At 33.0% G+C, this 12,951-nt stretch carries 6 protein-coding genes; 5 read left to right on the top strand and 1 reads right to left on the bottom strand.

Annotated features, from left to right (window positions below):
- Nucleotides 1–4 precede the first annotated feature (4 nt).
- Together FGF67_RS05590 and FGF67_RS05585 are read left to right on the top strand one after the other, a co-directional pair.
- Nucleotides 5–1,702, top strand: coding sequence for a RagB/SusD family nutrient uptake outer membrane protein (locus FGF67_RS05590; RefSeq protein ID WP_139695548.1), 1,698 nt, complete (start codon nt 5–7; stop codon nt 1,700–1,702).
- Between the two features lie 62 nt (nt 1,703–1,764).
- The gene (locus tag FGF67_RS05585; protein ID WP_158293180.1) at nt 1,765–2,670 is read left to right on the top strand and encodes a BT_3987 domain-containing protein; all 906 of its coding nucleotides are present in this window, start codon (nt 1,765–1,767) and stop codon (nt 2,668–2,670) included.
- A 617-nt stretch (nt 2,671–3,287) separates the two neighbouring features.
- Here FGF67_RS05585 and FGF67_RS05580 read toward each other — a convergent pair.
- Complete coding sequence (locus FGF67_RS05580) at nt 3,288–7,376, bottom strand: hybrid sensor histidine kinase/response regulator transcription factor (protein WP_139695544.1); 4,089 nt, start codon at nt 7,374–7,376, stop codon at nt 3,288–3,290.
- Between the two features lie 384 nt (nt 7,377–7,760).
- On the opposite strand from FGF67_RS05580, the gene FGF67_RS05575 reads away from it, so the two are divergent.
- From FGF67_RS05575 to FGF67_RS05565, 3 genes are all read left to right on the top strand, one after another.
- Nucleotides 7,761–10,217, top strand: a complete 2,457-nt coding sequence (locus tag FGF67_RS05575; protein ID WP_139695543.1) for a glycoside hydrolase family 3 N-terminal domain-containing protein — start codon at nt 7,761–7,763, stop codon at nt 10,215–10,217.
- A gap of 138 nt (nt 10,218–10,355) precedes the next feature.
- On the top strand, nt 10,356–11,828 hold the full coding sequence (locus tag FGF67_RS05570) for an alpha-L-fucosidase (protein ID WP_139695540.1): 1,473 nt from the start codon (nt 10,356–10,358) through the stop codon (nt 11,826–11,828).
- Between the two features lie 18 nt (nt 11,829–11,846).
- Nucleotides 11,847–12,941 (top strand): glycoside hydrolase family 88/105 protein, encoded by a 1,095-nt coding sequence (locus FGF67_RS05565; RefSeq protein ID WP_139695538.1) that lies wholly within the window; start codon nt 11,847–11,849, stop codon nt 12,939–12,941.
- The last annotated feature ends 10 nt before the right edge of the window (nt 12,942–12,951 follow it).

Genomic DNA, 12,951 nt, shown 5'->3' with positions numbered 1-12,951 from the left:
AGAAATGAGAAAATATATAATTATATCATTGTTAGTCATGATTTTAGGCTTGAGCAGTTCATGTTCAGGAGAGTTTGATCAAGTGGTTCCTAATACACAAAATGAATTTGACGATGTTTTCAAAGATATTAGTCGTACAAGTACGTTTTTAAATCCGGCCTATTCTGGAGTTAGAAATACCCCCTGGATTTCATTGGAGTATCATACTAATAATGCAGTTTCGGTAAATGGTGTTCAAAGAGAGGCTGCCTTTGGAGGGACTTCAGAATCATCACCTGTAAGTGGAGAATGGGGATCAGCAATGAACCAAATTTTTAAAATTAATGAGTATTTTAAGTATGGATTTGATATTACTTATGATCCATTGAATGAAGAGCGAGGTAAAGCATTAAAGCAACGACTTAGGGGTGAAGCTTTTGGTTTAAGAGCATATTATAAATGGGTATTATTGAAAAATTTTGCAGGCCCTTCGTCTGTTGATGGTTCCATGTTAGGTATTCCAATTATTGATGATTTACTAACCTTTGAAGAAGTGAATGATGTGCCTAGAAGTAGCTATATGGAAAGTTACCAAAGTATCAAGAAAGATTTAGATAGTGCTTATCAGTATATTGAAGTAATGCGCTATAATAATGGTATTGATGATATAGATGGAGAGCAACATGTTAGTCGAATTTCAAGAGAAATGATTTGGGCTTTAAGAGCTAGGTTAGATGTTTTTGCAGCAAGTCCAGCTTATAATCAAATATCTTGGGAAACTGCAGCTCAAACAGCTTATCAAGCCATAGAAGCCATTGATGGTTCTGTTTTAGGGCTTCAAGATTATGGAGACTTTAATGATTCTAAGAATTTAGATCATTTTTGGAGAAGATCGTATAGTAATGACGGGGATTTAGAGCGTGCTCATTTTCCTTTATCACTCTTTGGTAGAGGAGAGGCAAATCCTAGTCAGAATTTAATTGATGCTTTTCCAGATATTAATGGTTACCCTATTAATCATCCTAATTCTATTTATAATGGTGTTGTTCCTTATCAGAATAGAGATGGACGCTTTGAACGTTTTGTGTTTTACAATGGACAAAATGAATTTAGAAATGTTTTTATTGAAGTTTTTGATGGAGGAAATGATGCCAATGGCGGTATGCGTAAAAAATATACGCGTACAGGTTATTATATGAAAAAATATTTGAGTTCAAATATTAACTTTGATTCAGATCAAGCAGATTCAGATGGTAATGATATTAAAGTATATCCCATTTTTACAAGAGCTGGATTATATTTAGATTTTGCAGAAGCTGCTGTTGAAGCTTATGGTGTTAATGGTAAGGATGGTGCTATGTTGTTTTCTGCTAAAGATGTACTTCGAGCTGTTCGTGATAGAGCAGGGATTCAGAACGACCAGTATTTAGATGAAGCCGATGATTTTTTAAATAGTTTCATAGGTTTAATACATAATGAAAGACGCTTAGAGTTCGCTTTTGAAGGAGAATATTATTATGATGTAAGACGTTGGATGTTGCCTGTTAATGAGTTAAGTTTACCAGTGTTAGGAGTTAATGTAATAAAAAATTCAGATAGTTCATTTTCTTATGAAACAAAGGTGGTAGAGTCAAGAACGTTTTTAAATAGAATGTATTACAATCCAATACCTAGGAATGAAGTTTTAAAATCAAATGTTATCATCCAAAATGCAGGATGGTAACGGTAGAAAACAAATCGTTAAATATTATGAAAATTATGAAATATAAAAGTTGTTTGTTGTTAATGTTATTAGTTTTAATGGCGTTTTCATGTGATCCATATGATGATTATAAGGTTGATACTGTGGGATTTAAAGCGGTTTATTTTCCAAATAAGGATTTTATAGAAAAGACTGGGCGATCAATAATATCAGGAGAGGGACTTGAATTTAAAATAGGAGCTTACATTGGTGGTGTTAAAGAAAATACACAAGATGAGGAGGTCTTATTTGAAATAGATGAAACATTGTTAGATGGTACGGGGTACACCTTAATGCCGAGCAATTATTATACATTAGGTAATGAAAATAGAATAACTATACCAAAGGGTGAGTATCTAGGGCTGTTACCAGTAAAGTTTGATTCCTTGGCTATTGCGAATGATGAGTTGTTTAAAGATTTAAATTATGCCTTACCTTTAAGAATGGTTGAAAGCTCTGTAGATTCTATTCTAGAAGGAATGGGAGATATTGTAATACCTGTAAAACTAATTAATACTTACGAAGGTAATTTTTATCAAATTGGAAGTGTAAAGGAATTTTTTACAGTGACCAAAGTTTTAGACACAGCTTATGTTTATGGAGATTATGGAGATTTAACCTCAAACATTAGTATTAGAAACTTGAGTTCTATTATGATGGATACTGTTAAAGTTGATGGTGTTGCCAATAGAACAGGAGATAACTACTCTATGAAGCTTAAAGTAAACCCAGAAGATAATTCTGTAACCATAATACCAGACCCTAGTTCTGATTATCAAGTAGAAGAAAATGGTTTTAGTTTGTGGGATCCTGTGAAAAGAGTTTTTACCCTAAAGTATAAATATACTTATGAGGATAAGGATTTTGAAGTAGAAGAAACTTTAACCTTTCGAAACAGAATAAGAGATGGTCAAAATGAATGGAGATGGGAAGGCTTTGAAGGAAATTAAGGCTTGTAGCACTTTGTTAGAGAGGTGTGGTAGTAATCCATAATAAGCAAAACAAAAAAATATCGAGGGTGTACACGACACCCTCGATATTTTTTTGTTTTGCTACCCCAGTGCAATTAACTTCATAAAAAGGTTTTTTAAAACAATATAAGTTATACATGTAAATATATTAATCTTGCTAGGTGAAAAGTCAGAATATTTGGCACATTAAAAATACCTCATTTAAATTCGAAAACGAGAATATCGAAATTTTCTATTCAATTTAAGAACCCCACAACAAATATATACTGAACCTTTGGTAAGCAGTTGCTTACCGAGTTCGGAACCTTATTTTTAGTATTTGTTTCTCCTGATAGTATGGCAGAGCATTTATAACCCTATAAAGGCCTAATACACCGCCTAAAAGATGTTATAATAAATGTTTTATTTAAATTGGTTATTGTAATGGGTTTAGTTTTGGTTAATACCTGTTATTGAGTTTGAAGTGTTCTTGTTTTTGTTTCTTGGGCTTTTTTTAAAGACTATTTTGACTACATATACCTAGTTTTTAATTAGCTGGCAATACTTAATTTTTGCTCTTTTTTAGTTTAATGTGTATAGTAAATAATTTAGTGTTTTTAACTAAGGTCTGTTTGAATTTCACGTTCTGTATTTTCATATTTTTTTGAAAATTCAGTAGGAGACATATTAAAAACCTGTTTAAAACATTTACTGAAATATTTTGGGTCATTAAAGCCAGATTTGAGACATACTTCTGAAATTAGCAAACCTGAATTTTGTTTTATTATTTGAGCGGCTCTCTTCAATCTGTAATCTCGGATAAATTCATTGGCAGATTTTCCAGTTAAATGCTTAAGCTTTCTGTACAAACCGGAGTGACTCATGTTCATTTCTTTTATGAATAGATTGGCTGTGAATTCAGGGTTGTCAAAATTTTTATCTAAAACTTCGTAGGCATTTCTTATGAAAACATCATCAATTGAGTCTATATCTTTATTTTCTGGTACAAAATCAACTTTTGTTTTTGATTTGGCCGATATCTTTTTGTTTGTATCAATAATATTTGCAATTCTAGATTCTAAGAAATTGAAACTAAATGGTTTTTTAATATAATCAATAGCGCCAATACTTAATCCTTTAGCCTTGAACTCATCAGATGTCCATGCGCTTAGAAATAGGAATGGAATATGACTTGTTTTCTCATTGTCTTTTACCTGCTTGCAAAATTCAATCCCATCCATCACAGGCATTAAAGTGTCACTTAAAATAAGGTTAGGTAGATATTTTATGGCTTTGGCTAACCCTTCCTTTCCATTAGGTGCTTCTAATACTCTGAATTTTTCTGATAAAGAGTTAGCTAAATAAGATCTAATGTCAAAATCATCTTCTACTATTAAAACTCTTGGGGTGTCTTTGGTGTGTTTTGATTTTATCTGTATTTTGGGTTCTTCATCTTTGTTAAGATTTGTTGGTTTTAGTGGCGCTCTTTTTGGCACCATATTTTTTATGTTCTCGATATTATAAAATTCTTCTTTGATAGGAAGAGTGAAAGTGAATGTTGATCCAATATCTATTTCGCTTTTTACCGAAATTTCACCTAGGTGAAGTTTAACTAATCTATTCACATAGTCTAAGCCTATACCTGCACCATTAGGGTTTAATTGTTTTGCAGATCTCACTTGATAAAAACCTTCAAATATTTTGGATAATTTATCTTCGGGTATGCCAATACCATTATCTTTAACACTAATCACTATATAATTTTTTGTGTTATCAGAATAATTAAGGTGTATTGAAATAGTACCTTTTTTAGGTGTGAATTTAAAGGCATTAGAAAGCAAATTATAAATTATTTTTTCTACTTTGTCTTCATCAATATATCCGTTTATGATATCATGTTCCCTTACGAATTTAAATGTAATTTCATTTTGAATTGCAAATTCTTGAAAGGCACTTGCAGTATCCTCAATGCATGTAACAATGTTTTGGTCTGCTACTTGTAAACTTAGGGTGTCACCTTCAAGTTTGCTGATGTCTAATATTTGATCTACCAAACGTAATAATCTAAATACATTTTTGTTGATCAGTTTAAGAAAGTGATAATCTTTGTCTGTTTTGTCTTTTTTGTTTTTAATGAGCTGAGATATAGGATCTGAGATTAACGTTAGTGGTGTACGTAATTCATGTGATATGTAAGTAAAAAAACGAAATCGCATTTGATTAAAATCTTCTTCACTCTTAAGTTTTAGTCTTTGAAGTTCATTTTCATTTTTTTGTTTAGTACTTATAATAGTATATTTATTATAATAATAGACGAGAGTAACAAGAGTACACAGTATAAAAAATTTAAACCACCAAGTTGCATAAAAAGGAGGGGCTATAGAGATGTTTAATATTTTCTCACTAGCCTCAGAGGAAGTATTAATAACTTTAAGTTTGAGTGTGTAGTCTCCATGATTTAAGTTGGTAAATCCAACAGATTTAGAGGTTCCTATATTGACCCATTCGCCCATGTAGCCTTCAAGAATATACGCATATTTGTTTCCTCCTAACTTATTGAAATCTAATGCAGCAAATTCTAAGGAAAAGTCATTTTGATTAGATTTTAGAACTAAATTTTCAGTATTAGCTATACTTTTTTTTAGAGGTGATCCTTTAGTTCCCACACTTGCATCTTTATTATCTATTTTTAAAGATGATAGTACTATTCGGGGGTTTCTATGTTTTTTAAAAATACTATCGGGATGGAATATAATCAAACCTTTAGAGCCACCAAAACCAATACGGTTATCAGGTAATATGACCGATGCCTTTGGTTGAAATTGCTTGGTTGGAAGGTTGTGCCAATCTCCAAAGTTTTCAAAAGTTTCATCTTTTTTATTAAATTTCACTAAACCATTAAATGTACTCACCCAAAAGGAATTCATGTCGGTTGATACAATGCTAGAAACAAAATTACTTGATAAACCATTTTCTTCGGTATAAAAGGTAAATTGATTAGTATTCATGTTTAAATAGCCCATGCCAGCACCTTGGGAACCAAACCAGATACGATTATCATTTTCTTCTAAATGTACCTCACTTATTGGAAAGGAAATTAATTTTTCAGAATAAAAACTATCAAACTCTTCAGTTTTTGGGTTGAATATTGATATACCACCTATAGAGCCTAGAATCAAACGACCATCATTTGATAATTTTATATCTCTAATACCAATATTACCAAATCTTTTAAAATCGTTCGTTTTAGGATTATAAAGATTGAGTCCAGTTTGAGTGCCTATCCATAGATTATCAAGTTTGTCCTGAGCAAAGCAATAAATTTTATTATCACTAATACTGTTTTCATGTTTTGAACTATACTTGTAATGAATAAAACCGTTCTTCTGTTTGTTTAACACATTTAAACCACCCGAATAGGTGCCAAACCACATATTACCCTTACTGTCTTCAAATATAGAGGTAACGGTATTAAAGCTAAGCGACTCTGATTTTTTAGGATCATGTGAATAGGATGTATATTGTTTTGTTGTTTTATCATAGTAACTAATACCTCCCCAAGTGCCAAACCAGAGGTTCTCCTTAGAGTCAATAAATAAACTTCTAATTTTACTTTCAACGATACTATTCTTATCATGTACTTGATGACGAATGAGTTTGAATATATTGTTTTTAGAAGCGTTAAAACAAACACCTTCAGCATATGTGCCTACCCATAATATACCGTCTCTATCTTCATAAGCTGAATATATAGAATTGGTTGTCAAACTTTGTGGATGATTTGAATTGTGTTTTATGTTATCAAATGTGAAGTCTTTAGTTTTTAGTTTACTTAAACCACCTCCATTTGTAGCAATCCATAAATCTCCTTCAACGGTTTGATTTATATCAAATATTTCATCATGAGGAAGGTCGCTATTCTTTGTGTTGAATATACGGAATGAATTGTCAGTTTTGTTATATAGAGATATACCACCATCTAATGTTCCAATCCAAAGATTTCCATTTTTCGTCAAGGATAACGCCTTAACATAATTACCTGAGATAGAGTTAGGATTTGTGTCATCATGTTTGAAACTTGTAAAGTGTTCATTATTTTTATTAAGTACGTTTAATCCTCCAGTTGACCCTACAAATAAATAATCTTCACTGTTTGCTAGGGATAAAATATCAGAATTTGTCAATGAATTAATTCTCTTTGGGTTAGATCTATAGTGTTTTTTTATATCACCTTTTGAACTATACAACACTAATCCTTCCGATGTGCCTAGCCAAAATAAGGAGTCATTTTCTTTTTCAATTGAATTAACTCTAATCGGTACATTAAAGTTTTTAAACAAATCATAGCTAGTTACTTGATTTTTTATGGGGTTATACATTTTTAGACCATTATTTGTACCTATCCATAAATTATTATTATCGTCTTCATAGAGCGCTAGTATTTTTTTGCCTGTTAATACTTTTCTTTTCTCTACATTAAGATCTATGTATTTAATGTCGTAGCTATTGTACTTATTTAATCCATTGTCTGTTCCAAACCAAACATAGCCTGTTTTATCTTTTAAAATTGTATTTACTGTGTTTTGAGAAAGACCATCTGATGTAGTAATTGTATAAAAATCTTCAGAGGATGAATCATTGATATATTGAGCATGAAAGTTTAATATACAGAAAAAAGTAAAAAATGTTATAACTCTCTTTAGCATGATGGTTTAGTTTACAATCTAATTTAACAATAATAAGTTCTAAGTATGAATTAATACCAACTAAACAAAACTAACTTAGGGTGTTGTAAAATGAATAGTATAAGGAGTTGTGCCTTTAAGTATTAAATCGGGGTGAAAATTTACAAATTTTTGTTTTTCTGAACATTCTTTCTACTCATATTTATAGAGTTTGAACAATTTATATACCATTTATAGCATTGAGTCTACCTGTCATCCTTATTAAATCCTGTACTTTGATATTTATTTTTATTTGACTATCCGAATAGATGTAAATGTATGTGTGCAACATCTTAAAGTTAGTTAAAGAAATATATCGATAATGGAGTAATAATTAACTGAATTTTGATTTATCAAATGCTTAATATGAGGTTACGTTTATTTTATTTTATTTTAATAGGATTGTGTTGTTCTAATTCTGTTGAAGCTCAAAAAAGTTCTAGAAGGATTACTTCGGCTACATCAAGCACTAGCAGTATATATCACCAAACGTGGGTAGATTTTAATAAAAATGGAAAAAAGGATATATATGAAGATGCTTCACAGCATGTCGACAAGCGAATTGAAGATTTGTTGTCTCAAATGACATTGGAAGAAAAAAGTTGTCAGATGGCAACACTATATGGTTTTGGTAGAGTGTTGAAAGATGAGTTACCAACCCCTCTTTGGGAAAAAGAAATATGGAAAGATGGCATTGGTAATATAGATGAACAGTTAAATAATTTGGCCTATCATCCTAGATCTGTCACAGATAAAGCGTGGCCACCATCTAATCATTTAAAAGCTGTAAATGAAATTCAGCGTTTTTTTGTTGAAAAAACTCGACTTGGAATTCCTGTAGATTTCACAAACGAAGGCATTAGAGGCTTGTGTCATGAGAAGTCAACAAGCTTCCCATCACAAATTGGTGTTGGGTCAACATGGAATAAGGATTTAGTCAGTCAGATAGGTAGAATAACAGGCCAGGAGGCAAAATTGTTAGGATATAACAACGTATATTCTCCTATTTTAGATATAGCAAGAGACCCCCGGTGGGGTAGAACAGTAGAGTGTTATGGTGAAGACCCTTATCTAGTTGGAGAATTGGGTTATAATATGGTTAAGGCCATTCAAAAAGAAGGGGTAGTAGCAACCCCAAAGCATTTTGCAATTTATAGTGCACCAAAAGGTGGTCGTGATGGTCATGCTAGAACAGATGCTCATATTACGGAGCGAGAGTTATTTGCGTTATATCTTCACCCATTTAAACGAGCCATAAAAGATGCTGGAGCTTTGGGTGTTATGAGTTCCTATAATGATTATAATGGTGTTCCAGTGACCTCTTCAAGTTATTTTTTACAAGATATTCTTAGAGATGCTTGGGGGTTTAAAGGATATGTGGTGTCTGATAGTAGGGCAGTTGAGTTTATTGCGGATAAACACCACACTGCCAAGAATAGAAAAGAGGCTGTTCTGCAAGCTGTAAACGCAGGATTAAATATAAGAACAGACTTTACCATGCCAGAAGATTATATTTTACCTATTAGGGAATTGGTAAAAGAAGGTAAACTTTCCATGCAAACTGTTGATGATCGTGTTCGTGATATTTTAAGAGTGAAATTTTGGCAAGGTCTTTTTGATAAACCTTATGGGGATGAATTTGATAAAGCGGATAAGGTTGTATCTAATGATGAGTTTCAAAAGATAGCCTATCAATCGTCTTTAGAATCTATTGTTTTATTAAAAAATTCAGAGAATATGTTGCCTCTGGATTTTAATAAATACAAGTCAGTATTAGTTACGGGGCCAAATGCTAAGGCAATAAATCATTCTGTTAGCAGATACGGGCCATCAAATATCGAAGTGGTTTCTGTTTATGAAGGTATCAAACAAAAATTCCCAAAGCATGTTGAGGTTAAATATACCAAAGGATGTGATTTTTTTGATGCAAATTGGCCAGATAGTGAAATTTTAAAAACAGAGCCAAGTGATTCAGATCAAGAAGAAATAGATAAAGCTGTTGAAATGGCTAAAACGGTTGGCCTTGCCATTGTTGTGGTTGGTGATGATGAGGAAACTGTGGGAGAATCTAGATCTAGAACATCCTTAGAATTACCAGGTAATCAACAGCGGTTAGTTGAAGCAATTTATAGTACAGGTACGCCGGTGGTCATTGTTTTAATAAATGGAAGGCCCTTAACAATAAATTGGATTAATAAGTATGTTCCTGCGGTTGTAGAAGGTTGGTTTCAAGGAAAATTTGGAGGATCGGCAATTGCAGATGTATTAGTAGGTAATTATAATCCTGGAGGGAAATTGCCAATATCGTTCCCTAAAACAGTTGGTCAAATTCCTATGAATTTTCCGTCAAAACCAGGAGCACAGGCAGATCAACCAGCTAATGGGCCTAATGGGTCTGGAAAAACACGTGTCGGTGGGTTTTTGTATCCATTTGGTTATGGACTTAGTTATACAACATTTAAGTATTCAAACTTAAAGGTGAAGTCTCATATTAAAGACAGAAAAGGAGAGATTTTTGTTTCAGTAGATATTACAAATTCAGGTAAAGTTAAGGGAGATGAAATTGTGCAATTATACTTTTCAGATGAAACATCAAGTGTTACCGTATATGAGAAACAGTTACGTGGTTTTGAGCGAGTTTCATTAGGGCCTAGTGAAACAAAAACTGTAAACTTTGTAATAAATCAAGATGATTTATCACTTTACAATAAAAATATGGATTTTGTACTTGAGCCAGGTATATTCGAAATAATGGTTGGCGCGTCGTCTGAAGATATTCGCTTAAGAGAAAGCATTGAAATTAAAGGTTGTTCAGAAAGATAAATAAGGGTAAACGCTTAAGTTTTTTCATCTATATAAAACCCTAAGGCAAACAGTCATGTTAATACTTAAGCATAATTCCTTTTATATGTTGATAATAAAATTGATATAGCGAAGTAAATATTTAAATGATTAAAAAAAATGAAAAAAGTAATATTAATATTTGCAATAATTGTAAGTTTTGGTTCTAAAAGTTTCTCGCAAGAGCAAAAGTATGAGCCTACTTGGAAATCTATTGATAGCCGGCCAATACCTTCTTGGTATACCGATGCTAAATTTGGAATATTTATCCATTGGGGGCCATATTCGGTACCAGCCTTTTCAAAAGTTGGTGCATATTCAGAATGGTATTGGATGAATTTAGTCAATCCAGATAGGGTTAGTAATGGATATAACGAGACTAATGAATTTCATAATCGTGTGTATGGAGAAAACTTCACTTATCCCGATTTTGTGCCGTTGTTTACAGCAGATATGTATGATCCTGAACAATGGGCAGATATTTTTGAAAAGTCAGGAGCAAAATATGTGGTTTTAACCTCTAAGCATCACGATGGTTATACCTTATGGCCAAGTAAAGAGGCAGACAAATCGTGGGGAAGGCCATGGAGTTCAACTAATTCGGGGCCAGGTAGGGATTTGTTAGGAGAATTGACTACAGCAGTGAGAAAAACAAATGTTAAGATGGGAATTTACTATTCCTTATATGAATGGTTTAATCCCCTTTATACAAATGATGTAAACTTGTTTGTAGATAATCATATGATTCCACAGTTCAAGGACGTGGTTGAAAAATATGCACCATCACTTATTTTTACTGACGGAGAATGGGATTATCCTTATACTACCTGGAAGGCAACAGAATTATTGTCATGGTTATATAATGATTCAGCTAGTAAAAATGATGTCGTAATAAACGACCGTTGGGGAAAAGAAACTAGACATAAGCATGGTGGGTATTACACAACTGAATATGGTTCTGGGTTACCTAACGCTGATGTGCCTTGGGAAGAAAATCGCGGTATGGCACACTCATTTGGGTTTAGTAAAACGGAAAACTTTGAGGACTATAATTCAACACAGCAACTCCTTTATATGTTGGTTGATATTGTGAGTAGAGGCGGGAATTTTCTTTTAGATATTGGACCAACAGCCGATGGAAGAATACCTGTTATCATGCAAGAGCGTTTATTAGAAATGGGTGATTGGTTGGCTGTAAACGGAGAGGCAATCTATGGAACTACACTTTGGGAAAATACGTGCCAGTGGACCAAAGGTAAAGTTCAAGATGCTAAACGTGGACGTTATAAAGTAAAATATGACGTCATGAAATTAACTGTTAATCCTGACAAAGGTTTTGCAACAAAAGAAATTTTCTTTACAAAAAAGGATGATGCACTTTACGGCATCTGTCCAGTGTACCCTAAAGGACAATTGGTAGTAAAGGATGTGAGACTAAAATCTGGAGCTAAGGTAGAATTATTGGGTTATGATAAAAAATTAAGCTGGAAGCAAAGAGGAAAAAATATTGTTATTGAGGTGCCTGCGCTAACAGCTTCTGAGGTTCCATGTAATTACGCATGGACGTTTAAAATGTCTGGGTTAGCAAAATAAGTTTAAATAGTAGAATTCATGTATAGCAAAATCTTTGTAATACTATCTTTTTTGGCCTTTCTTATTGGCCAGAACAAAGATGAGCAGCCAGATGCCAAAAACGTTATGTCGGTTATGGAGAAAGTCGCTGATTGGCAGCTAGAAAATCCTACCGATAAAGCCCTTTGGGTTTGGGATTACGGTGCATTTTATTCAGGGCTATCAAGCTTTTATAAAGTAAATAAAGATCCTAAATATCTTAAAGCGATGTTTGAGGTTGGGGAAACTTACAAATGGGGTATTAGACCTCGCCCCTGGGATGCCAATGTTCTAGCTATTGGGCACATGTATCTCGATATGTATGAAATATCAGGTGACAAGGCTATACTTCACGATATTGAGTTTTGCTTAAATGCACATTTTGACAGGCATCCTAAACAACCCGATGTTACTTTTATGAATAATAAATACTGGTGGAGTTGGTGGAGTTGGTGTGATGCCTTGTTTATGGCGCCACCAACTTTCGCGAAATATGCTGAGGTAACAGGAGAAACCAAATACTTAGATAAAATGGACGAATTATGGGAGATAACTCATAATTATTTATTTGACACTACAGAGAATTTATATTATAGAGATGACCGTTTTTTTGAAAAAGAATCAAAAAATAGGAAAAAGGTGTTTTGGTCTCGTGGTAACGGTTGGGTTTTAGGTGGTTTGGTTAAAGTGATGGAAGCAATGCCCAAAGATTATAAAAATAGAGATTTTTACGAAGAAACGTTTAAAAAGATGTGTGCTGCGGTAAAGAATAGTCAGCATAAGAAAGGCTACTGGACAGCAAGTATGTTAGATCAAAAGGATTTTGAAGGTATTGAATCTAGTGGAACCGCTTTTTTTTGTTATGCTATAGCTTGGGGTATTAATAAGGGATACTTAGATGAAAAGGCGTATAAGTTGACTGCCTTAAAAGCTTGGGATGTATTAGTTAAATGTGTGCACCCTACAGGTAAAGTGGGTTATGTACAGCGTGTTGGCTACGGACCAGATTCGGTTTCCTATGATGATAGTGAAGAGTATGGTGCAGGAGCTTTTCTTCTAGCTGGTAGTGAAATCTACAAAATGGTTGCTAAATAGATAATAGATT

Origin of the sequence: Allotamlana fucoidanivorans (genome assembly GCF_006265225.1) — a bacterium.
In the GTDB taxonomy this organism is placed as follows: Bacteria; Bacteroidota; Bacteroidia; order Flavobacteriales; family Flavobacteriaceae; genus Allotamlana; species Allotamlana fucoidanivorans.
This window is presented reverse-complemented; position numbering and strand designations above follow the sequence as displayed.

Coding starts and splice junctions, on each gene's coding strand:
- FGF67_RS05580 (WP_139695544.1), bottom strand. CDS start 7,376: ATGCTAAAGAGAGTTATAACATTTTTTACTTTTTTCTGTATATTAAAC.
- FGF67_RS05585 (WP_158293180.1), top strand. CDS start 1,765: ATGTTATTAGTTTTAATGGCGTTTTCATGTGATCCATATGATGATTAT.
- FGF67_RS05590 (WP_139695548.1), top strand. CDS start 5: ATGAGAAAATATATAATTATATCATTGTTAGTCATGATTTTAGGCTTG.
- FGF67_RS05565 (WP_139695538.1), top strand. CDS start 11,847: ATGTATAGCAAAATCTTTGTAATACTATCTTTTTTGGCCTTTCTTATT.
- FGF67_RS05570 (WP_139695540.1), top strand. CDS start 10,356: ATGAAAAAAGTAATATTAATATTTGCAATAATTGTAAGTTTTGGTTCT.
- FGF67_RS05575 (WP_139695543.1), top strand. CDS start 7,761: ATGAGGTTACGTTTATTTTATTTTATTTTAATAGGATTGTGTTGTTCT.